This is a genomic window from Burkholderia sp. Ac-20349 (assembly GCF_017104865.1).
In the GTDB taxonomy this organism is placed as follows: Bacteria; Pseudomonadota; Gammaproteobacteria; order Burkholderiales; family Burkholderiaceae; genus Burkholderia; species Burkholderia aenigmatica.
Map to the genome: position 1 here is coordinate 99,268 of NZ_JAAGPM010000006.1, position 21,855 is coordinate 121,122.

Below are 21,855 nucleotides of genomic sequence, written 5' to 3' on the forward strand. Positions count from 1 at the left end.
TGGTATTAGTCAGGAGTGTTATGGATGCGTGACGAAAAACAATTCGACTTTATCGTTGCCGGCGGTGGGGCCGCGGGCTGCGTCATGGCCGCACGGCTCAGTGAAGATCCGTCGATATCGGTGCTGCTGCTCGAAGCCGGCGCCGTCTTTCACCCGAAGGAAGCGCCTGCCGCTGTCAGCCAGGCGTTCACGGTTGGCGGGACCGCGGAGATCCTTTGGGACGACAGCGCATCGCATGTCGAGGGGCAACCGGTCGAGATTCGCGCGCGTGTCCTCGGCGGCGGGTCGTCGATCAACGCCGGCGTCTTTGTGCGTGCCCTGCCCACGGATTTCCAGCACTGGGTCGACCGAGGTCTCGAGAACTGGTCCTATGACGACGTCCTGCCTTATTTCAGGAAGATCGAATCCGACGACCATGGCGACGTGTCGCTCCATGGACGCGATGGCCCGGTTCCGGTACGACGGTGGGATGCGAAGGAACTGAGCCCGTCGCATGCGGCATTCATCGAAGCCGCGAAGACCCAGGGCTTTCCGGAAGTGGGCGACTTCAACGGTAAAGCGCACTTCGGTGTCGGCCGCTATCCGATGAACATTACCCGGGAGGGGATCCGGTTCGGCGCGGCACTCGCGTATCTGACCGACGCGGTGTGGAAGCGTCCGAATCTCACCGTTCGTGGCGGCGTTCTGATCGATGTCGTCACATTCTCGGGGCAAGTCGCAACGGGGGTGAGGCTTGCCGACGGGGAAGAGATAGCAGCCCGGAACGTTGTCCTGACGGCCGGGACGATCGGGTCGGCCGCCGTGCTGTTGCGTTCGGGAATCGGCCCGATTGACGAGCTGGGCGCGCTTGGCATCGACACGGTCGCCGATTTGCCGGTCGGGAAAAACTACATGCAACAGCCGGCCAGTGGCGTGGTTTTCGCCACGACGGCAAAGAAAATGGGCGCTACCGTGCCGCCGATCTCCGCGCTCCTGTTCGCCCGAAGCGGGGGGCGAACCGAAGGCGCTCCCGACCTGCACATCATCCCGAGTCACATCACGATGCTGGAGGCGATGTCGTCGGACGACGGCGGCATGGTTTTCTCCATGAGCCTCGCGGTCGCGACGCCCGAGGACGATTCCCGGGGGCGGCTCACACTGGTCTCGCGTGATCCCACGACGCCTCCCCGGATCGAGACCGGTATTCTGGGGAACAGCAAGGACCTCGAAAAACTCGCGGATGCGGTGGAAACGGCGCGGCGCATCGCGTCGACGGAGCCCTTCTCGCAGTACCTGGATGCCGAGATTTCTCCGGGGCCCAACGTGAAAACCCGTGATGACATCCGGGCATTTCTCCGCGAACACGTGCAGACGTACTTGCACATGACGTCATCCGCTCCGATGGGGGGTGCGGACGATCCTCGGGCAGTGGTCGACGACAGTGGTCGGGTCAAGGGTGTCAGCGGCCTGTATGTCGGGGATGCTTCCATCATGCCGCGCGTGCCGTCGGTCGCGACCAATCCGACGGTACTGGCGGTCGCCGAGATCGTGGCCGATCGCATCAAGGCCTCGCATGCGGCGCGTTGACCAGCGCTGCGGCAAGACATGAGTCCGTGTCCGTCGCCTCGAGACACGGAGCGTCGGGCAGTGCGAGCGCCCGACGCGACATGTCATGTGGCGTCGTGAAAGCGGGCGGGGCCAGGAGCGCGGCGCCTGAAGCCGGCGGCGATGCCCCGCGTCTCGCGCCGGCGATTGACACTTCGAAGTCGTTGGCGCAACGTCATGAACTGCACGACGCCTTGGGCCGTGAAAGGCGATAGTCGGAGTGATACTGTCATCTGCGCGTTCCGTTCCGTACCCGGGACGCGAGCGGCGTGTGATCTCAATAGCCGACAGGCAACCGATGCCATCTGTCGAGACAATCTTCTATGATGACGTGTCGCAATGTGACTGGCGGCCCGCGAAACACGGTGCACGGGCCGCCACCGAATGGAACACGGCTGAACAGGTGAACCGATATGAATACTGGAACACATTCCCACGGAGCAGAACACTGCGCCCGCATCCGGACCGCGCTTCTCAATTTGCACCGGACACTGGTCGAACTTGAGCGTCGCGAGTATGAGAAGACCCATGGGCACCAATCGGCCGGCGATTTTCTGCAGGTGATGGCCTTCGACGATTCGATGAAGTGGCTGGAGCCGCTCAGCCGACTGATCGTCATGCTGGACGAAGCGCTGGATCAAGAGGGTGAACTGGAGCTGACGCCGACGGTAGTCGTGGCAAGAGCACGGGAATTGCTCAAGCTGGACCGTGCGTCCACGGACGCATTTGCGACGCGTTATCTGTATCACTTCGACAACTCGGCCGATCTCGCGGTCGACCACACTGCGTTGTTGAAGCTGATCGGCAACGTTGTGTAGGCCACGCGCGAAACGCGTGGTCGACGTACCTCGAGCGGCCTCTACGCGTCACGCTGACAGGACGTGTAGCCGCTGCGATTTCGCATGAGCGGGAAGCCATCGAGGGCAGTCCCGATCGGCAAAAGCCGTTGATCCGGATTGCACACGCATGACTGGTCCGTTGCACGCGGGTGGCTGTTGCATCGATCGTCAGGATCGAAGACGGGCCCGCCGCGTCCTGACCTCACGGGAGAGACGATATGGTTCTACGGCAGATCATCGGCAGTTGGCGTGATGTGTCCTTCGAGGTTGCCGCATGGGATGGCGTCGGTGCTCAGGTTGATCTTTCCTGTGGTTGCATGTTCGCCCGCGAGGCGGCGGGTGGGGGGCCGGCGGGCGGACTACGCCATCTCGACCTCGTGCTATCGGGGGCGCTCACCGGGTTGCGGCGCGAAGGTCACTTTCTGGCAGCGCCGATGGAAACACTGTTGATCAGCCGCCCGCCCGCGGGCATCGAAGCGGGCCGCGTGCTGTTGATCGGGCTCGGTGATCCCGCAAGCTGGACCATTGATGTCACCGCGGATGCCGCCGCCACGGCCGCCCGAACGGCGATGCAGCAGGGTTTGCAAAGTGTGGCCTTCGCACCGAGCATACTCGACGGCGGGTTGACGAGCGCGGCCACCGACGGGATGCCGCACGCGATGGTGACGGCCGTGCTGGCCACGCTAGACACACAATACCGGATCGCGGAACTGGGGCTCGCTGCGCTACCGTCACTGCGCCATTGGGTCTTCGATGTCGGCGCGTCCCGCTTCGACGGAGCTGTCGAACAATTCGGAAACGCACTGGCGACCGCACAGTCCCAGCGCTCGACGTAGAGGAAGATCGATTCGGTTTGCGTGAAATGCGGCGTCCTCAGCCGGCGCGTCGGGTCGTCCACCTCCACCAGCAGCGTGCAGGCCGGCACCCGTTCCCCGAACCACCGATGATCGCTGCCGTCGATCTGAATGGATTCGCCGAGGCGCACGCTGCAGCGCAGCGGCTTTTGACCTCGGACGCCAACTGCAAAGCGAAACTCGCTCGGCGTCACCACTGCCATTCCGCTTCGTGGCCGGTGGCGGATCGCGCACTGGTGACGGCCATGCATGCCATCGCCCGGACGCGAACCCTGTCCCCGGAAGATTGCTGACGAACCTGTCGTCGCAGCGTGGGCCGCGAACCGCGCGATACCGCAGACGGCAACGACCTGTCCGTCGGGCGCGTCTATAGGCTGACGACGCCGCGCCCCAGTTCGATCACGCGCCCACCGACACCGATTTCTCCGTTCGCGCTGACCGACAACCGCAGCAGGCAAGGCCGGCCGATGGCTTCACCCTGTTCGACCTGATACGCGGCAGGCAGGTCGCGGTTCATCGCAAGCAGCCACCCGCCCAGATTCGCGCAGGCCGACCCGGTGCCCGGATCTTCCGACACGCTGCCTTGCTTCACGAAGAAGTAGCGCGACACCACCGTCCCCGGACGCTCGGGATCGAACGCGAACACATACGCGGTCTTGCGGCCGAGGCTGCTGGTCGGCCAGATGTCGAGGCACGCGCTGTCGGGCTGCGCGCGGCGCACGGCGGCGGGGTCCTTGAGCGCGACCAGCAACTGGTCGGCGCCGGTGTCGACCCAGACCGGCGGTGTGAGCAGATCGTCTTCCGTGAGCCCCAGCAAAGCCGCGATCCGGGCGTCGGGCAACTCGCATGCTGCTGTCTTCGGCATGCCGGAATGCGGCGCGGTAAACGTCCACACGTCGCCGTGCGCGTTGACGTCGACCACGCCGGCCTTGAATTCGAGCGCGAGATCGTTGGCCGCGCCCAGCAGGTCGCGCACGACATGCGCGGTGCCGAGCGTCGGATGGCCCGCAAAGGCCATCTCGTAGCCCGGCGTGAAGATGCGTACCCGCGCATGCGCGCGCTCCGACGGCAGCACGAAGGTCGTTTCGGACAGGTTGAACTGCACGGCGAGTGCCCGCATGGTCGCATCGTCCATGCCGCGCGCATCCTCGAATACGCAAAGCGGGTTGCCGCCGAACGTCGATTCGGCGAATACATTCAGCAGGCGGAACGCGAAGGAAGGCATTTGACGCTCGAGTGAGTGGGTTGATTACCGTACCTGGGCTTTGCGGGCACGCTGCTCGATGCGCCGGCAGCCGTGCGGAGTCGCATGGGTCAGCTCGGCTTGTCGAGCGGCGCAAGCATCGCCTGCATGTCGGGATGCTTCAGGATTTTCCTGTACTCCGCCGGACTCATTGCGTCGATCAACACGCGCCCGCTCACGTCCGCCTTGATGTACTCGACCGCGAGCAGCGCAATGACCGGATTGGTCGTCAAGGTGGCGTGATCGGGTGAATGATCGCCGAATTCCGCCACGACTGCCTCGGTGTTGTCCGCCACGGCGACGGCGAGCCGGCGTCCGGACAGCCTGAGCCTTGCACTGGCGCCGCATTTGGCCATGTCGTAGTGGCGCGGCCCGTTGAGCGTGCGATTGCCGTAAATCGCCACGTGCGTGTCGACGCCCCGTGCCGCGACAGCCTCGAGCAGCGGCCCGAGATCGTCGATCTCTTCGTCCCAGACGCCCGCGAAGATCTGCGTTTTCGCATTGACGATGACGCGCGCGAATGCGCTGGCGATTGCTTCCCGCCCGCTCAACGACCAGACGAGCCCCGGCTCCTGTTGAACCGGCAGCCGATCGAGCGCGCCCGCGGCCAGTTCGAGATCCGCGTTGAAGCGCGTGCGCAAGTCCTCGAGCAACGACCGGTGGGGCACGGCCGCATAGCGGACGGGTTCCGACCGGTTGACGAGCACCGCACCGCGCGTTTCCAGGCGGCCGAGGGTTTCGTAGATCTTCGATGGCGGCATGCCGGCGCGCCGGCCGACTTCCGCACCCGTCAGCGCGGCCTGTCCGACGAGGGCAGCATAGGCCTGCGCCTCGTACTGGGTGAATCCAAGCCGGATCAACGACGTGATCAGCTCCGTGTTCTCGCTCATGCGTATCGGCTCCTGCTCCCACGACGACCTGCGTGGGGCTTCTTGATTAACTACCGGAGTAGTATACAATCGCTCGAACTTACTACTCAAGTAGTAGGTGATGCATCCAAACCTGACTGGAGGGATCTTCAAGATGCGTAAACGGATCAGCACCGGCTCCCCGTGGGAGCCCAAGGTCGGCTACTCTCGCGCGGTGGTCGTCGACAACACCATCTACATTTCGGGGACGGCCGGCAAAGGCGCGGACGTGTACGCGCAGACACGCGACGCGCTGGCCACGATCGATCGAGTGCTGGCGGACAGCGGGTTCTCGTTGTCGGACGTTGTCCAGAGCCGCCTGGTGGTCGCGGACTTCGACAACTGGGAAGCCGCGGCCCGCGCGCATGGGGAGATCTATGGCGATATCCGGCCGGCGTTTTCGCTGGTGCATGCGCTTCCGTTCGTCGATCCGGAAATCCTCGTCGAAGTCGAGGCGATTGCCGTCAGGGCCGCGGCATGACCGTCGCCGGCAGCCGGGTGCCGCTGTCCCGCACTGCGACGGTGGTACTCGCACTGGCGGCCGGCGTGGCGATCGCCAATGGCTATGCGCTGCAGCCGTCGCTGTCGGCCATCGCGAACGAGTTCGGGGTGGCTGCGTCGCGCATGGCAGCCCTCGCGTCCGTGACGATGCTCGGTTATCTGGTCGGTCTTGCATTGCTGGTGCCGCTGGTTGACCGGTTCAGTCCGCGCGTGCTCGTCTCGACGCAGATGGGCGCGCTAGCGTTGTTGCTGGCGTGCGCGTCGTGGTCGCCCGGGCCGCTCGCGCTCGACGCCGGCTTCTTTCTGGTGGGTGCGGCAACGACGGTGGCGGCGCAATGCAGCGCCGTCGCCGGCAAACATGCGGATCCGCAACGGCGCGGCGTGGCGATGGGGGGCGTGTCGGCGGGCATTTCCGCCGGGATCCTGCTGAGCCGTTTCGTGGGCGGCGTGCTGTCGCAATGGTGCGGATGGCGCGGCGCATTGCTCGCGCTGGCCGGATGCGTTGCGCTGGCTGCCATCGGCGGTGCGGTGCTGTTGCCCGGTGGCCGGCCGGAAGGGCTGCCCGGCCGTGCGAATGCGATCGGCGCCATTCCGCGGTTGCTGCGCGACAGCGCTCAGTTGAGGCGCCGTACCTGCGCCGGCATGCTCTGGTTCTTCGCGTTCAACCTGGTCTGGGTGGGGCTCGCGCTTCGCCTGGCCGAGCCGCCGTATAGCCTGGGTGCCGCAGCGATCGGTGCGTACAGTCTCGCGGGTGTGCTGGGCCTCGGCGTGACGCGCGTGGCCGGAAAGCTCGCCGATCGATTCGGCGATCGCGCGGTTATCCGGGGCGGGCTCTTCGTGGCGGCTGTGTCGGCTTTGCTGCTTGCCGTTGCGCTCGGTCATCCCGGACGGCTGGGCGTGGGGCTGGCCATGTTCGATGCCGGTTGCTTTGCCGCACAGGTCGCGAACCAGACGCGTGTCGTCGCGATTCAGCCGGCTCGGGCCGGGGCATTGAGCGCAGCGTACCTGACGCTTTACTACGCGGCCGGTGCCGGCGGTGCCGTGGCGGCAGGGCTGCTCAACGCGCGGGTCGGATGGGGCGCGATGATGATCGTGACAGCTGCGGCAATCGCGGCGGCCGGGTTGATCGGTACCACATCGGCGAGCGTCGATGCGCGGAGCGAGCCGACCTCCGCCACTTGAATGCAGGCGCGACGTGCGGGCGCATGCGGTCGATCCGAATTTCATTTTTCGTGCATGATCGGGTTTCTCCGTCGATCGACGGCGATCGGGCTTCGGCATTCAGCTATCCGCAACGCTGGCGGATATTCTTACGTCGAAGCAGGCAGTCGCGCTCGGGCGCGTGTCATTTGCGATCGCATGCGAACACGGGTTCATCGGATTGACCATAACGACGCCGTGCCCATGCAACACGTGTCGGGTTCAGTGTCGCTCAGCGCGTGCCGGTTGCAGCACGCAGGAGGAAGACATGGAACCAGACAGAAGCGTCCTGACTACCGGCGGCGGGTTGGCCAGCGCGCACGCGAATGCCGGCTCGCCGCAGGCCGCCCTTGAAGCGATCGTCCATGGCGTGGAAAGCCACGGCATTCCTGCCGGTATCGACTGGCCGACGGCGAAGCAATTCCTCGCGGACAACGACCGACAGTGGAAATTCTCGGCGGTGCTGGTCGCGATCGTCGCGCGGCGCGAGCCGACGATCCTGCTGACCAAGCGCGCGTCGGATCTCAGCGAATACTCGTCGCATGTGAGTTTTCCGGGCGGCCGCCCGGCGGAGTCCGATCGCGATATCGGCGCGACCGCATTGCGCGAGGCGTTCGAGGAAATCCGCCTGGCGCCGGACGCGGTTCGCGTCGTCGGCAGCTTGCCGATCCATAAAACCAGAAAGCGCAATCACGCGATCTTTCCCGTGATCGGCATCGTGCCGGAAACGGTGAAATGGGAGGCGGCGCCCGCGGAAGTCGCGGAGATCTTCGAGTTTCCGTTCCCGGTGCTGCTGAATCCGGATCTGCTCCGGCAATACACGGACGGCGAGCGCGCGGGCGCATGGTACTGGGCGGAGCAGCCGCAGGACATCTGGGGCGTGACTGCGCTGATCCTGAAGTCGCTCGTGGGCCTGGTACGCGATGCTGCGCGCTGACGGCGTGCATGACGGTCGGGTTCCGGCGCACGTCAATGCGACGACACGAACACCGCATCCTCGAATGCGGCCGGAATGGCGAAGCTTTCGCGCATCCGCTGCGTTTCCTTCGCCGGCGTCAGGCCGAACAGGCGCTTGAATTCGCGGCTGAACTGCGACGGGCTCGCATAACCGACCGCGTAGCCGGCCGCCTCCGCCGTCAGGTCCTCGCGCACCATCAGCAAGCGGGCCTGATGCAGCCGTGTCGATTTCAGGTACTGCATCGGCGATACCTGCGTGATCGCCTTGAAGTGGCTGTGGAAGCTCGGCACGCTCATGCCGGCTTCGTCCGCCAGTTGCGGCACGTCGAGTGGCCGCGCGTAATCGGCGTGGATCACGCGCAGTGACCGGCCGATCCGGCCGAACTGTCCGCGCATCGCCAGGGCGCTGCGCATCGCGCTGCCCTGCGCGCCGGTGAGCACGCGGAAATACAGCTCGCGCAGCAGCGCCGGGCCCAGCACCGCGGCGTCGAGCGGCCGGTGCATCGCCTCGACGAAACGCAGCACCGACGCGTGCATCGTTTCGTCCATCGGCGTCGACATCATGCTCCGGGGCGCCTGCACGGGCTCCGCGATGCCGGCGCGGTCGATCTGTGCCGCGAGTTCGGCGGCCATCGTGAAATCGAGGTGCAGGTACAGCGCGAGCAGCGGCCGCTCGGGCGTCGCGTCGGTTTCCATGCTGAATGGGACGGGCACGGACACCGCCAGGTAGTGATGTTCGTCGTACAGATAGCGCTCGCCGCCGAAGTAGCCGCGCTTGCAGCCCTGGCACACGATCACGATGCCGGGGTCGTACAGCACCGGCGTGCGCGACAGCGCGCGGTTCGAACGCAGGATGCGCACGCTCGGCAGCGCCGTCAGGTTGTAGCCTTCGTCGGGCGCCAGCGCGCGCAGCAGCGTCACCAGGCGCTTCCGGTCGCGCGGTGGCAGCGACGGGGATCGGGGGGCGGTGGGCTCGGTGCTCATAGGTTTGTGCAAGAAAATCAGCGGAATCGGGCTTATTCGACGTTTGGCGTCAGACTAGTATGCATGCTCCAATCGACATTCGGGAGAAGCTCAAATGGCATCCGGCAATCTCATGCTCATCACCGGCGTCAGCAGCGGCTTCGGCCGCGCGCTCGCGCAAGAAGCGCTCGCGGCCGGTCACACGGTGGTCGGCACCGTGAGAAGCGCGCAGGCGGCGCAGGATTTCGAAGCACTGTCCGCGCAGGCGTTCGCGCGGGTGCTCGACGTGACCGACTTCGATCGCATCGACGGCGTCGTCGCTGAAATCGAGGCGAACGTCGGGCCCGTCGACGTGCTGGTGAACAACGCCGGCTACGGGCACGAAGGGATCATGGAAGAAGCGCCGCTCGCGGAGATGCGCCGGCAGTTCGACGTGAACGTATTCGGCGCGGTGGCGATGATGAAGGCGGTCGTGCCGTTCATGCGTGAACGGCGGCGCGGCCGCATCCTGAACATCACGTCGATGGGCGGCCACATCACGATGCCGGGCATCGCCTACTACTGCGGCAGCAAGTTCGCGCTGGAAGGCATTTCCGAATCTGTCGGCAAGGAGCTCGAGCCGTTCGGCATCGCCGTGACGGCCGTGGCGCCGGGTTCGTTCCGCACCGACTGGGCCGGCCGCTCGATGATGCGCACGCCGCGCTCGATCGCGGACTACGACGCGCTCTTCGACCCGATTCGCCAGGCGCGCGAAGAGAAGAGCGGCAAGCAACCGGGCGATCCCGCGAAAGCCGCGGGGGCGATGCTCGCGGCGATCGCGGCGGACCATCCGCCCGCGCATTTGCTGCTCGGCAGCGATGCGCTGCGGCTCGTGCGCGGCAAACTGGCGGCGCTGGAGGCGGAAATCCGGGCGTGGGAGGCCGTGACGGTGTCGACGGACGATTGACGTGCGGCGACGCACGATCGTTCGTCCGTAGCGGGTTCGTCCACGTTGACGAAAGCGTCGACGATCATTCGCATCTTGGCATCGACGTTTAACAAACCTGTCCGATAATGGCTTCCGGCCACACCGCCGAGTTCATCCACCTTACAGGAGTCCATCGCGATGCCAACCGTCACAACGAAGGATCACGTCGAGATTTTCTACAAGGACTGGGGCCCGAAGGACGCGCAGCCCATCATGTTCCACCATGGCTGGCCGTTGTCCGGCGACGACTGGGACGCGCAGATGCTCTTCTTCGTCCAGAAGGGCTATCGCGTGGTGGCGCACGACCGTCGCGGCCACGGCCGGTCGGCGCAGGTGTCGGACGGCCATGACATGGATCATTACGCGGCAGATGCGTTCGCGGTCGTCGAAGCGCTCGACCTGCGCAATGCGGTGCACATCGGTCACTCGACCGGCGGCGGCGAAGTGGCGCGCTACGTCGCGAAGCACGGCGAGCCGGCCGGCCGCGTCGCGAAGGCGGTGCTGGTCAGCGCGGTGCCGCCGCTGATGCTGAAAACCGATTCGAACCCCGAAGGGCTGCCGCTCGAGGTGTTCGACGGCTTCCGGAAAGCGCTCGCCGACAATCGTGCGCAGTTCTTCCTCGATGTGCCGAGCGGTCCGTTCTACGGGTTCAACCGAGAAGGTGCAACCGTGCATCAGGGCGTGATCCGCAACTGGTGGCGACAGGGGATGGAAGGTAGCGCCAAAGCGCATTACGAAGGCATCAAGGCGTTTTCGGAAACGGACCAGACCGACGACCTGAAGTCGATCTCCGTCCCGACGCTCGTGCTGCATGGCGAAGACGACCAGATCGTGCCGATCGCGGATGCCGCGCTGAAGTCGATCAAGCTGTTGAAGAACGGCACGCTGAAGACGTACCCGGGCTACTCGCACGGGATGCTGACGGTCAACGCGGACGTGCTCAACGCCGACCTGCTGGCGTTCGTGCAGGCGTAACGGTATCGGCGGATGTCGGCGCAGGCCCGCTGCGGCGGGCTGCGCTGTCGTTGCATACCGGCGGCGCGAGGGTGCGCCCGTAGCGCCGTCGGCCACGCGGCCGGATCGCCGGCCGCAGCGGTCAGCCCGGGCCGTTGAAGCGGATGCCCGGAAACGTCAAACGCGGCATCCGGCTTTCCAGGAACGCGAGCAATTCGCGCACCTGCGCGGCCTTGGCGGAGTCTTCCGGCCACACGAGGTAGTACGCGTCGCCGGTATTGACGGCCGTCTTGAACGGCAGCACGAGCTGCTTCTCGTCGATGGCCGTCGCACACAGCGCGAGATCGCCAATCGAGAGGCCGTGGCCGGCAATGGCCGCCGCGATCCCCTGTTCGAGCATGTCGAACACCTGCCCGCGCGTGATGTCCACCTCGAGATCATGGCCGCTGCCCTTGAGCCAGCGGCGCCAGTCGCGCCGATCGGGCGACGGGTGGATCAGCTCGCATGCCGCCGGATTCGTGCGTGCGACGGTCGCGGTCGCACGCGAGCACACCGGAATCAGCCATTCGTCGAACAGCTTCACGCACTGCGTGGCCTCGCCGAACTTGCCTGCGCCGAGCAGGATCGCGCAATCGTAGGATTCGCTGAAAAAATCGACGGTATCGACATCCATCCACACGCTCGCGATCTGCACCTCGAACGCGGGACGCGTGGCGCGAAACGCGGCGAGTGCATCGAGCAGCCAGCGCATCGTGAGGGTGGACGGCGCCTTGAGCCGCAGCACGTCGCGTTGCGACTGGAACAGCACGCAGGCTTCCTCGATCTGCCGGAAGCCGCGCCGCAGGCCCGACGCGAAGATGTGCGCTTCTGCGGTCACGGTCATTTTCGGGCCGCGCCGGACGAACAGCTTCCGGCCGAAGTAGGCCTCGAGCGTTCGGACGTGCTTGCTCACCGCGCTTTGCGTCAGGCTCAGTTCCTCGGCGGCCAGCGTAAACGAGCCGGTGCGCGCGGCGCTTTCGAACGCGCGCAGCGCGTAGACAGGGGGGAGCGGTTTGGCCTTCACGGGTTTCGAATATGAATAAAATTCATGTCATCCGGCAGGATTTTCCGTTTTTCAGCAGCAGGGCGGGCACGCAATACTTGATAAAACCGTGCAATCCGCTGCGCTGAATCCCGATGATGCCACCGTGGCGGGCGCACGCGTCAATCTATCCAACAACTTTTTGTCATGGCACTCCATTACCCGCTGCTGTTCGCCTATCTCGCCGCGATCGTGCTGCTCATCGCGACCCCCGGCCCCGTCGTCATGCTCGTGGTCGGCACCGTCGCGCGGCGCGGCTTTCGCCAGGGCATGCTGACCGCGGTGGGCGCGAATGCCGCAAGCCTCGTGATGATCGCGGGGGCGATGCTGATGGTGTTCGGCGTCGTGCTCGTCAGCGATCGCCTGCTCACGGGGCTGCACGTGGCCGGTTGCATCTTCATCGCGGTGCTGGCCATCCGGACGCTGCTCGGCGAATGGCGCGCCGGCAAGACGCGCGACGGCAACGATTCGAGGGAAGGAGAACCGGCGTCGCAGGCGCGGCGCTTGCCGGGCGTCGTGCGCGGCTTTCTCGTCGGTATCGCGAATCCGAAGGACCTGCTGTTCTTCGTCGCGTTCTTTCCGCAGTTCGTCGGCATCACGCCGGATTCGCGCGTGAGCCTGGCGATCCTGGCCGCGCTGTGGATCGCGGTCGATTTCACGATCCTGACCAGCTACATGGCCGCGATCAACCATCCGCTGATTCAGCGCAAGCAGCGCTGGATCACGGCTTCGTCGGCGGGCGCGCTGCTCGTGATTGCGCTCGCCGGGCTCGGCGGCGCGATCGCGGGTGCCGCGTAGGCCCGTCGGCGATCTGCGTTACGCTTCGTTTGCCCCAACTCTCTTATCGAGTTCAACCATGTCCAGCACTACCCCGACTTTCTCCGAACAGCTCTTTTCCTATGGCACGCTGCAACTCGAACCGGTGCAGCTCGCCACCTTCGGCCGCAAGCTCGACGGCCGTGAGGATGCGATGCCCGGTTACGCAATGACGATGCTGAAGATCGACGACCCGGAAGTGGTCGCGACGAGCGGGAAGACGCATCATCCGGTGGTGGCCTATACCGGCCAGGCGGGCGATCGCGTCACGGGCACCGTGTTTGCAATCACGCCGGAAGAACTGCAGCACGCGGACGACTATGAAGTCGACGCGTATCGCCGCGATCGCGTGGTGCTCGAGTCGGGTGTCGCCGCGTGGGTGTACGTGGACGCGACTTCGCCGCGACCGGAGTAAATCCGAAGCGCGGAAAGGCGGGCCGCCGCCGCGCCTTTGTCCGCTAATCGTTGCGCAGGAACACGACGTAGCCGCGGAACCACGGGTTCGTCGCGAGGTACGGCGGCGCGTCCCATTCGCCGCCCTGGATGATGCCGATGCGAAACGGCAGTTGCAGCCGCGCGACGCGCGGCAGGTAGTCCGCGTAGTCGGGGATCGTGCGGCGGCCCTGGTAGGTCTGCACGACCACTTCGTCGACGATCCCCCTGAGCTGGTTGACCTGGTCGGTATCGATGCGGCTGCTCCAGTCGAGCAGCCCGGTGATGCTCAGCCGGCAATCGGCGGGCAGCGTCTCGCGCAGCGAGCGCAGGAATTCGAGGTAGTCCTGCAGGTGGCGCGTGCGCGCATCGAAGTCGATCTGGATACCGGTGATCGTGCGGCCCGATGCGCGCCAGCGCGTGAGCTGCGCGAGCATGATCTGCGTGACGCGCGGTGTCCAGCGCAGCGTATGCGCACGATAGACGAGCCACACGCGCGCCTGCGGCGCGGGGGGCAGCGCGACGCCCTGCGCGATCACGCGGACCTGCGATTCGTCCCGCGGCGGTGCCTCGATCTGCCCTTGCAGCACGTAGACGGTGCGGGCGTCGCGCACGACCGCCTGCGGCTTCACGCCCGCCCACAGCCAGAACGCGTCGTACCGCGCGGCATCGACGGTGCCGGCCAGGGCGACGCGTCCGGCCAGCAGCAGTGCGAGGCACGCCAGGCACGCGATGCGCTTCACGCGGTGCTTACCAGTAGTAGCGGAGTTTCTGCGCCCACGGCGTGCCCGCGTAGCTCGCCTTAAGCGTATCGAACCAGCGCTTGCGCACGTTCTTCGGCACGTCCTTGCCGCCGCATTCGTTGGAGCCGCCCGGCGCATAGCACTTGATCGCGCGGTAGTACGCGTAGGCGCGGTCGTTCGGGTTCGCCTGCGCATCGGCCATCACGGTCACGTAGCTCGACATCCGCTCGTACGGCTTGCCGGCGAACTGCGACGGCCCGGCGCCGAGCGTCGGCGGGATACGTGTGGCGGCCGTCGTCGATGCGTTGCGTATCCACATCGGCACCGGATCGTTTTCGAGGCCGGGTGCGGGCGGGTGCAGGCGCACGAAATCGGCGAGGCAGTTCAGCCCTTTCGCATCGGCGGGATTCTGCTGGAGCGCCGTGGCGATGTCGTGCGCGGACGGGCACGTATAAGCGTCTTCGTTTTTGGCGCCGGCTGCGATGAACGGCTTCAACGGATCGGCAGGCTTGCCGGACACCAGCGCGGCATCCGCGATGAACTCGGCGTAATGCGAGCGCGTGAGCTCCTTGTACAGCAGCGTGTACAGCGCGGTGTCGCGCATCGCGCCGCCGGCCGCCTGGTTTTGCGCCTGCGCACGCAGCAGGTCCGCATTGGCCGAGCGTTGCAGCAGCACGGCGCGAATCGCGGCGTTCTGCACGGGCGAATCGTCGGCGAACGCGTCGTTGACGAGCCCGGCCTGCTCCAGGTTGATCGCGAGCGCGAGTTCCAGCGCCTCGCGCTGGAAGCGGAATTTCGCCAGCGGGATCAGGTCGCGCCACAGCTGGCGCGCCTTGTCGGTCTGGCCACTGTCCTCCAGCGCGAACCCGCGCAGCGCCTGCTGGCTCAGGCCGAAGTAGTCGAGCGGCTCGGCGGGCGCCTGCGGCAGCAATGCGAGCGCGGCGTCCGGCTTGTGCCCGATCTGGACATACCAGGTCGCGAGCAGGTAGTCGTAGAGCGCGGGCGCATTCGCGAAGCGCGGCTTCTGCGCCTGCAGGTCGTCCAGCGTCAGCGATTTGCTGCGGCTCGAATCGCTGCTGTTCGACGTGCGCATGTTCAGCAGGTCGATGGTCGCGAGCACGGTCGGTGACTGGATCTGGCTCGGGTCGAAGTCCGCCCCGAACAGCAGCTTGCTGTCGAGTTCGTTCGCCAGCTGGATCAGCGGCACGTTCGACGTCGCCGGCGACCAGCGCGCGAGCGCGTGGCCGTACAGGTCGGCCTGCTGGGTGACGTTCCCGCCGAGCCACGCGACACGCCGCAACAGCCCCGTCGCGGAGGTCGCATAGCGTCCCTGCGGATACACCTTCAGGTAGGTGCGAAACACCGTATTGGCCGCGTCGAGCGACACCTTCGTCACGCGGCCGCGCGACGGCGTGGGGCCGTCGTTGTCGAACACGTTGGCCTGCGCGGCGTTCAGCTGCGCGCGCCCGGCCATATAGAGGCCGGTTTCCTTCAGCCACGGGTTCGCGCTGTGCGAAGCGCTCGCGAAGGCCCGGGTCGCGGTGAGGAAGTCGGCGCGGTAGAACGCGTTCGTGCCGTCGAGGTACGCGGCGAACTGCTGGCCGAGCGGCGACTTGACCGGCGGTTTCGTCCAGGCGGCGGTGCTTGCGCCGCCCGTGGCGCAGGTCTTCTGCGCGATGTCGGCGCGCGCCGCGCGCAGGCGCGCGGCTTCGTCGGCGGGGACGCCGCCGGCACCGCCCAGTGCGTCGTTGAATGCGTCGGCGCCCGAGCTCATGCTGCGGCAGATGCTGCCTTCGCCGTCGGCGTACTGGTTCGACGGTGCTTCGCTATCCGCTGCGTTGCCGGTCTTGTCGGGCTCCTTCTGCCCGATGTAGATCCATCCGGAAAAGTCCATCGGGAACGGCACGATGATCTGGTTGATCCGGTCTTTCGCCGGGATCGTCTTCGGATCCGGAAACGCCTGCGCGACCTTGGCGCTGTCGACCATCATCAGCATCGCGTTGATGCGTGTGTCGTTGGCCGGGCTCAGCATCGGGAGGTTGGCGCAGGAGTAGGTGGTTTGCCGGAGCGTGTTCGGCGCATAGCAGCCGTCGTCGCCGCTGGCATGGGCAGCCGGAATCCAGAGCAGGCTAGCCGCCAGCGCGGCGAACAGGTTTCGGTGCAGCGATGGGTTTTTAGGCATTTTTTTCTTGTGCCGGGTATGGGGCCGCAGCGGCCGAGTCTCTCAGGTGAGGCGTTTTCGCCCCGGCGCGTATCGTACCGCACTGGATGCACGAAGTTCGCAGGCGCGCGCTGCGGCCGGGTTCAGCGGCAACCGGTGCGCGCAGGTCGGCAAGCCGTGCGATGGCCGGTTCGATCCGGCGCCTGCATCACGCGTATACGCTGCTGGCGACGCCGTCGTCGGCCACATCGTCGATCGCGGCGCGCAGGTCGTCGATCGCCACCATCAGCTCGCGAACCTGCCGCAACGACGGGTACTGGTGCAGCACGGCATGCCATTGCGGCAGCGTCAGCAGCGCGTGCCAGACGACGCCGAGGCCGCCCGGATCGGCATCCGGCCGCTGTGCCAGCGCGCTCGCGTATTCGAGGCTGGCCTGCGCCGACAGCAACTGCATCCGGCTGGCGGCGCCCAGCAGGCGCGGCGTCGCGTCCGCGGACGCATCGCAGCAGTAGAGCACTTCCCGTGGCAGCGTCGCGTCGTCGGTCGTCAGCGCGCGCAGCGACGCGCCGTGCACGCGCACCGTGCCCTGGTGCGTCTCGAACGCATAGATCGTGTCCGGATCGGCCTGCGCGAGCAGGTTCAGGCCGCGCAGCAGCCGCGGCAGATCGGTCGTCGCGGCATCCGCGGACGCTTTCGCTTCGACGAGGAAGCGCACGTTCCACGCGGGCGCCGGGTCGTCGCCGCGCGTGCGTTCGAGCAGGATCGCGTCCCATTCGGTTTTCGCGCGATCGTGCCGGCCCGGTATCGACGACGGCACGCGCATCGACGTCACCACCCGGTACGTGCGGCGTGCGTCGACGGCGTCGAGCCTGCGGGCCAGTGCGTCGAGCGCCTGCGCGGCCAGCGCTTCGACGGCTGCGCCGCGCTGCTGCGACGCGACGCCCTGCGCGACGGCGACCGTGCTGCCTTCGAGCGGACCCTGGCGAACCCAGAGCGCGCGATAGCGACGGACGTGCTCGTCCGATGCCAGTGCGTCGACGCGCAGCATGCGTTCGAGCGCGGGGCTGTCTTTCAGCTTGACGATGTCCTGCTCGAATGCGGCGTCGGTCGCCATGTCGGGCAGCGCGAGCAGTTGTCGCAAGGTGTCGTGCAGGTCGGCCCACGACGCGGCGGTGGCGGCCGCATGCAGCCGCGCGAGCCCGTCGCGTTGCCACGGCCGCGCGCTGCGCTCGAGCTTGGCCGGGTGCGCGATCGCATTGACGGCCGAGTGCAGCGCGCGACGGTCCTGCTCGGCGTGCGCGGACAACGACGCGTATTCGCGCACGCTCGGCGCATCGTGCCGCAGCACCGCGGCCTGGAAGGCGGGATCGCCGGTTTGCGTCTCCATCGCATCGCGGATCATTTGTGCGAGCGCGTCGATGAAGCGCTGCCGCAGTGCCGTGTCGGGCGTGTGTCCGTCGCTCCGTATCCTGCGCGCTTCCTCGATCGCGAGCGCGAGCGTGGCGGCCGGGTTCGCGGCGTCGGCCGGCGACAGCGCGCGGTCGAGCGGCGGCAGCCGGTAGCGGCGCGCGACGGTGCGCAGTGTTTCGTCGAGCAGGGCGGGAAGCGGTGTCAGCGACATGGTTGGTATCGGCGTGTAAGCGGTGCGCGTGCGCGACGGGACGGGCCGATGCGCGCGGTGATGTTAAGGCCAATCAATCCAGTGCGACTTTGGAGACCGTCGATGCCGACGTTTTCCATCGCTGCACTTTCACGAAGTCACGGTTTTACTTCTCGACATCAACAAGATCGATCTTGAGTTCGCTGTCACAACATTACTTCGCTTCGCGGGACGCCACGCGGATCGATGTGTCGAAACAGCGATCACGGCGCCGGGCACGTGTTACGCAATGCGCTGCGACTGACTGGCATGGGCTTCCGCGCCAGACGCCACTGTCGGTCGCGTCGCGACCGCTTTCCGGTTTGCCGGTCGGGCGATCATTCAAACTCGAAGCTTTTGTTCGGCGCGTGCTCCTCGTCGATATACGTGCCTTGAAAATCGACGTCACTACCATGACCAAGCACGCTCCCGCATTGGCCGCGCTGCTCGACCGCCATTTGTGCACCGTGGATGGCGAAATCAAGCTGGCAGCCATCGGAGGAAACGTGAAATGCCTTGCCGTCGGCCCGTACGACTGCATTGGCCTGGTATTCACGCCCGCTGTTTTGGCCGTTCCATGATGACGCGTTAAACGTCAGCTGTGCCGCATTGTCATACGAGCTGCGATGAATCATGATGATTCCGCCTCGATTGTGCGGGAGCGGCTTGGACGCAATCTCTATCAGCGTCCAGGTTTGCGACCAATGGAAGTCGTTGATGTCGAGCACAGTATCCGGTTCGGGCTCGGCAAGTTGCCGCAGTCGCCGGAGATAACTGGTTCGCAGGCAGTTGACGTCTTTCCCGCAGGCGTCCCGTTGCTGTTGCCAGCCACGTTGATACGCCTTTAGCGCGTTGAGGCCGGAATCGCCACGCCCCGTTTCCAAGCGGCCGGGCGCGAGCGACCAGGCGATCGCGAGTTGATCGTCCAGCTTCGACAACTCGGGGACGGCACATATCGTTTGCTCCGCCGGGAGCTTGGCGACATGGCAATTAAAGGAGGCGGCGTGAACTGCGCCGGTGATCAAGAGGGCAGTTGGCAGGAGCGCAGTCCGGACCAGCATCGTGAGGACGGATCTTGTTTTCATGTCGCATTCAATGAGGGAGCGTGACGCGCGATCTTCGGGGTAGAGCCTGACTTTCGTACGTGTGATGATACTGGGTTTCCCGGTGGTTCGCGGTCAGTGCGCTTCAGCGTGAAGGCGTTATAGGCGACTACATCGGTTCGTTGATGCGTGGGTGTCCAGCGATGGGGGAGCGTACGCCGTTCCTGGAGGCTTGGCCGACAGCGAGCCGACTACAACAACAGAGGTTTTCCGCGGCGGACGCGGGCGATATCGCCCGTCGTGCGCGTCGGCCGGAAAAGCAATGACCAAGACCGAGTGTGATTCGTGGTTGCTCAAACTTACCGTCGGATTGATCTGGCGCTCGCGCAACTTGATGCGGCGCTCAGGCTGTTTCTCGAGTACCGAGAATTTGCGGCGGCGATCACCCTTGCCGGCGCGGCTGAAGAGGTCTTGGGCAAAGAGGTGAACCGGCGTGGCCGACAGGTCGCCCTCGACCGACGAGTCATTCGGTATGCGGCACAGGATCGGAAAGACGCGATCGCCGAAGCGAATCGCGTCCGTAGCGCGCTCAAGCACTTCGGGGATCACGAGCAATCCGATATCACCGCCGACCTCGAAGAGGCGGCTCGGTGGATGCTGGAGCGGGCTTGCGAGAATGCTCACCAACTGGAGCTGGAGGTTCCGCGGTCAGACGCCTTTGGTGCGTGGTATCACAAGATGCTGATCGAACGCCATGCAGCCCCGCCGACCGAACAGCCCACAATCGAATGAGGTCAAGCATGCAGGCTGAAGAGACCGGAATTGTCGACGGCAGGACGAGGCACGCCACACATTCGGTGCTGCGCGAGCGAATTGTCGAACACATCTTTGTGGGCGAGGTCATGCGCCACCTGTGGAAACGCGGCATCCTGAACGTCGAGATCCTTCGTGCGGAATTCGACGCGAGCGGGTATGACCTTGTCATGTGCTGCGGCAACGTGATGCGACACGTCCAGCTCAAGGTGTCACGGGTCGATGGCGCCCGTGCGCAGGTTGCCATCAACCAACAGTTGGCACGTGCGCCGAGCGGGTGCGTGGTTTGGCTCGGCGTCACGGACGACCTCGATATCACGGAGTACCGTTGGTTCGGCGCGGCACCGGGGCGACCGCTACCGGACCTCTCCGGTCACGCTACCGCACGTCATGCGCGTGCGAACGCACAAGGCATCAAGGCGGAAAGAGCGAATCAACGCGTCCTCCCGAAAGGCGCGTTCGAGAAACTCGCTGATTTGGGCGAAACGATCGAGCGCCTCTTTACGATCCCGCAAGCGAACGAGCCGCACCCGTAGTTTCAAAGCTGTTCGCTCGCGCCGCTGCATCTCGGTGTTGCTAGCCGTACAGATACGGCACCACACCATTCCTCGCGGGTGATTCCAAGGCGACCGAGGATCTGGCACGCGAGCAAGGATGGAATAGTCGGGTTCGGACCATCGTGACTACCGCGCCGGACTCTGCGTTGCCAGCCGGCGGCACAGTTCGCCGATCTGCTCCACCGCGCCCAGCAGGCGCGGCGTGGGTTCGTTCGCGCAGTTCAACCGCAGGTGGTTCGGCAGATCCGCCCGCGGGGAGAACAGCGGGCCGGGGCTGACGCCGATGCCCAGCGCAAGTGCGCTGCGATGCACCGCCAGCGCATCGACCTGTCGTGGCAGCTCCACCCACAACAGGAAGCCGGCGCGCGGGGCCGAGACGCGCGTGCCCTTGGGGAAGCTCACCTCGACCCGCGCGGTGACGGCCCGTACCGCGTCCGCGATGCGGGACCTCAAGCGCCGCAGATGCCGGTCGTAGTCGCCGCTAGCCAGCACGTCAGCCGTCGCGGCTTCCAGCAGCGGCACGCCGGCCCAGTCCCCGGCCTGGCGTGCCTGCAGCACCTGCGGGTGGTAGCGCCCGGCTGCGATCCAGCCGATGCGCCAGCCCGGCGCCAACGTCTTGGACAGCGAACCGCAGTACAGGACGTTGCCGCTGCGGTCGAACGCCTTGCAGGCCGGCGGACGCTGGCCCTCGCCGGCCAGGTCGCCATACACGTCGTCTTCGATGAGGGGGACGCCGGCATGCGCAAGAAGCGCCACGAGCGCCCGCTTGCGCGCGACAGGCATGCTGGCGCCCAGCGGGTTCTGCACCGTGGGCGAGGCCAGCACGGCAGCGGGCCGGTGGCGCTCGATCGCCTCGGCAAGCGGGGCCAGCAGCAGGCCCTCGCGGGGATCGGTGGCGATTTCGAGCGCCTTCAACCCCAGGTCCTCCAGCAGCAGGAGCGTGCCGAAGTAGGCCGGGCGCTCGATCGCCACCACGTCGCCTGGCCGGCACACCGCACGCAGGGCCAGGCGCAGCGCCTGCGTCGCCCCCGCGGTGACGACGAGTTCATCCGGGCCGAAGCGCGCGCCCCACTGCGCCGCCCGTGCCGCGATCTGGCCACGCAAGTCGGCCCGGCCTGGCGGCAAGCTGTAGCTCTGCCCATACGCGTCCAGCCGGCGCCCGGCCGCCTGCAGCGACCGTTGCAGGGCCGCCGTGGGCAGCCAGGCTGGATCGGGCAGCGCGGCCCCGAGCGGCACCAGGCGGGCATCGGCGCTGCTGAACAGCGAGCGCGCCAGTGCCGACATCGTCACCGGAACGGGGCGCGGCGATGGACGGGACGGCTGCACGGCCTGGCTTTTGGCCGCTTGCCGGACGAAGTAGCCCGAGCGAGGGCGCGCGACGATCAGGCCCTCGGCTTCCAGGCAGCGCAGTGCCTCCAGCGCCGTCGGCAGGCTGACTTGTTCGCGCTCGGCCAGCTTGCGCGCAGAGATCACCCGCTCGCCGGGGCGCAGCGCGCCGGAGGCCAGGGTCTGGCGCAGCATCTCGGCGATACGGCGGTAGTGGGGTGAGGCCGGGGATGAGGAGGGGGCGGGCATCGCCATCTGTGCAATCTGGTTTTGG

General features: G+C 66.3%; 22 protein-coding genes. 13 read left to right on the forward strand and 9 right to left on the reverse strand.

Annotated elements, in window-relative coordinates; all coding sequences use genetic code 11:
• The first annotated feature begins 24 nt into the window (after nt 1–24).
• The 4 genes from G3N61_RS04100 to G3N61_RS04115 all read left to right on the forward strand — a co-directional run bounded on the left by G3N61_RS04100 (nt 25) and on the right by G3N61_RS04115 (nt 3,570).
• A complete protein-coding gene (locus G3N61_RS04100) occupies nt 25–1,566 on the forward strand; it encodes a GMC family oxidoreductase N-terminal domain-containing protein (RefSeq protein WP_205821643.1) in 1,542 nt (513 codons plus the stop codon).
• Nucleotides 1,567–1,997: 431 nt separating this feature from the next.
• Nucleotides 1,998–2,402 (forward strand): hypothetical protein, encoded by a 405-nt coding sequence (locus G3N61_RS04105; protein WP_241017559.1) that lies wholly within the window; start codon nt 1,998–2,000, stop codon nt 2,400–2,402.
• Nucleotides 2,403–2,641: 239 nt separating this feature from the next.
• Complete coding sequence (locus G3N61_RS04110; protein ID WP_205821644.1) at nt 2,642–3,259, forward strand: M17 family peptidase N-terminal domain-containing protein; 618 nt, start codon at nt 2,642–2,644, stop codon at nt 3,257–3,259.
• 107 nt (nt 3,260–3,366) lie between these two features.
• On the forward strand, nt 3,367–3,570 hold the full coding sequence (locus G3N61_RS04115; protein ID WP_205821645.1) for a hypothetical protein: 204 nt from the start codon (nt 3,367–3,369) through the stop codon (nt 3,568–3,570).
• Nucleotides 3,571–3,644: 74 nt separating this feature from the next.
• On the opposite strand, the gene G3N61_RS04120 is transcribed toward G3N61_RS04115, so the two are convergent.
• On the reverse strand, nt 3,645–4,502 hold the full coding sequence (locus tag G3N61_RS04120) for a PhzF family phenazine biosynthesis protein (protein WP_205821646.1): 858 nt from the start codon (nt 4,500–4,502) through the stop codon (nt 3,645–3,647).
• Nucleotides 4,503–4,591: 89 nt separating this feature from the next.
• Nucleotides 4,592–5,410, reverse strand: a complete 819-nt coding sequence (locus G3N61_RS04125; RefSeq protein WP_205821647.1) for a TrmB family transcriptional regulator — start codon at nt 5,408–5,410, stop codon at nt 4,592–4,594.
• Nucleotides 5,411–5,543: 133 nt separating this feature from the next.
• Here G3N61_RS04125 and G3N61_RS04130 point away from each other — a divergent pair, with 133 nt between their 5' ends.
• The 3 genes from G3N61_RS04130 (at nt 5,544) to G3N61_RS04140 (ending at nt 8,066) form a co-directional block, all read left to right on the forward strand.
• Nucleotides 5,544–5,909 (forward strand): RidA family protein, encoded by a 366-nt coding sequence (locus G3N61_RS04130; protein ID WP_175034245.1) that lies wholly within the window; start codon nt 5,544–5,546, stop codon nt 5,907–5,909.
• Nucleotides 5,906–7,111, forward strand: a complete 1,206-nt coding sequence (locus G3N61_RS04135) for an MFS transporter (protein WP_205821648.1) — start codon at nt 5,906–5,908, stop codon at nt 7,109–7,111. The genes G3N61_RS04130 and G3N61_RS04135 overlap by 4 nt, the downstream gene beginning before the upstream one ends.
• A 286-nt stretch (nt 7,112–7,397) precedes the next feature.
• On the forward strand, nt 7,398–8,066 hold the full coding sequence (locus tag G3N61_RS04140) for a CoA pyrophosphatase (RefSeq protein WP_205821649.1): 669 nt from the start codon (nt 7,398–7,400) through the stop codon (nt 8,064–8,066).
• Nucleotides 8,067–8,098: 32 nt separating this feature from the next.
• Here the strand turns inward: G3N61_RS04140 and G3N61_RS04145 are convergent, their stop codons facing one another.
• Nucleotides 8,099–9,070 carry an AraC family transcriptional regulator gene (locus G3N61_RS04145; RefSeq protein ID WP_205821650.1) on the reverse strand — a complete coding sequence of 324 codons (972 nt, stop codon included), beginning with the start codon at nt 9,068–9,070 and terminating at the stop codon, nt 8,099–8,101.
• A 94-nt stretch (nt 9,071–9,164) separates the two neighbouring features.
• Here G3N61_RS04145 and G3N61_RS04150 point away from each other — a divergent pair, with 94 nt between their 5' ends.
• Together G3N61_RS04150 and G3N61_RS04155 are read left to right on the forward strand one after the other, a co-directional pair.
• Nucleotides 9,165–9,995 carry an oxidoreductase gene (locus G3N61_RS04150; protein WP_205821651.1) on the forward strand — a complete coding sequence of 277 codons (831 nt, stop codon included), beginning with the start codon at nt 9,165–9,167 and terminating at the stop codon, nt 9,993–9,995.
• A 159-nt stretch (nt 9,996–10,154) separates the two neighbouring features.
• On the forward strand, nt 10,155–10,991 hold the full coding sequence (locus G3N61_RS04155; protein ID WP_089454300.1) for an alpha/beta hydrolase: 837 nt from the start codon (nt 10,155–10,157) through the stop codon (nt 10,989–10,991).
• Between the two features lie 121 nt (nt 10,992–11,112).
• Here G3N61_RS04155 and G3N61_RS04160 read toward each other — a convergent pair whose 3' ends face one another.
• The gene (locus G3N61_RS04160) at nt 11,113–12,033 is read right to left on the reverse strand and encodes a LysR substrate-binding domain-containing protein (RefSeq protein WP_043192128.1); all 921 of its coding nucleotides are present in this window, start codon (nt 12,031–12,033) and stop codon (nt 11,113–11,115) included.
• A 165-nt stretch (nt 12,034–12,198) separates the two neighbouring features.
• Between G3N61_RS04160 and G3N61_RS04165 the strand changes: the two genes are divergently transcribed.
• Both G3N61_RS04165 and G3N61_RS04170 read left to right on the forward strand, forming a co-directional pair.
• Nucleotides 12,199–12,849 (forward strand): LysE family translocator, encoded by a 651-nt coding sequence (locus tag G3N61_RS04165; RefSeq protein ID WP_089454301.1) that lies wholly within the window; start codon nt 12,199–12,201, stop codon nt 12,847–12,849.
• Between the two features lie 58 nt (nt 12,850–12,907).
• Nucleotides 12,908–13,282, forward strand: a complete 375-nt coding sequence (locus tag G3N61_RS04170; RefSeq protein ID WP_205821652.1) for a gamma-glutamylcyclotransferase family protein — start codon at nt 12,908–12,910, stop codon at nt 13,280–13,282.
• Between the two features lie 43 nt (nt 13,283–13,325).
• Here G3N61_RS04170 and G3N61_RS04175 read toward each other — a convergent pair whose 3' ends face one another.
• The 4 genes from G3N61_RS04175 to G3N61_RS39415 all read right to left on the reverse strand — a co-directional run bounded on the left by G3N61_RS04175 (nt 13,326) and on the right by G3N61_RS39415 (nt 18,927).
• Nucleotides 13,326–14,042: a DUF3142 domain-containing protein gene (locus G3N61_RS04175; RefSeq protein ID WP_205821653.1), complete on the reverse strand. Its 717-nt coding sequence runs from the start codon at nt 14,040–14,042 to the stop codon at nt 13,326–13,328.
• Nucleotides 14,043–14,049: 7 nt separating this feature from the next.
• Nucleotides 14,050–16,224, reverse strand: a complete 2,175-nt coding sequence (locus tag G3N61_RS04180) for a hypothetical protein (RefSeq protein ID WP_205821654.1) — start codon at nt 16,222–16,224, stop codon at nt 14,050–14,052.
• A 187-nt stretch (nt 16,225–16,411) separates the two neighbouring features.
• A complete protein-coding gene (locus G3N61_RS04185) occupies nt 16,412–17,824 on the reverse strand; it encodes a 3-deoxy-D-arabino-heptulosonate 7-phosphate synthase (RefSeq protein ID WP_205821655.1) in 1,413 nt (470 codons plus the stop codon).
• Between the two features lie 356 nt (nt 17,825–18,180).
• Nucleotides 18,181–18,927 (reverse strand): lysozyme inhibitor LprI family protein, encoded by a 747-nt coding sequence (locus G3N61_RS39415; protein ID WP_241017560.1) that lies wholly within the window; start codon nt 18,925–18,927, stop codon nt 18,181–18,183.
• 303 nt (nt 18,928–19,230) lie between these two features.
• On the opposite strand from G3N61_RS39415, the gene G3N61_RS04195 reads away from it, so the two are divergent.
• Both G3N61_RS04195 and G3N61_RS04200 read left to right on the forward strand, forming a co-directional pair.
• On the forward strand, nt 19,231–19,677 hold the full coding sequence (locus G3N61_RS04195; protein WP_205821656.1) for a hypothetical protein: 447 nt from the start codon (nt 19,231–19,233) through the stop codon (nt 19,675–19,677).
• A gap of 8 nt (nt 19,678–19,685) precedes the next feature.
• Nucleotides 19,686–20,234 (forward strand): hypothetical protein, encoded by a 549-nt coding sequence (locus G3N61_RS04200; RefSeq protein ID WP_205821657.1) that lies wholly within the window; start codon nt 19,686–19,688, stop codon nt 20,232–20,234.
• A gap of 147 nt (nt 20,235–20,381) precedes the next feature.
• On the opposite strand, the gene G3N61_RS04205 is transcribed toward G3N61_RS04200, so the two are convergent.
• The gene (locus tag G3N61_RS04205; RefSeq protein ID WP_241017561.1) at nt 20,382–21,836 is read right to left on the reverse strand and encodes a PLP-dependent aminotransferase family protein; all 1,455 of its coding nucleotides are present in this window, start codon (nt 21,834–21,836) and stop codon (nt 20,382–20,384) included.
• Nucleotides 21,837–21,855 lie beyond the last annotated feature (19 nt).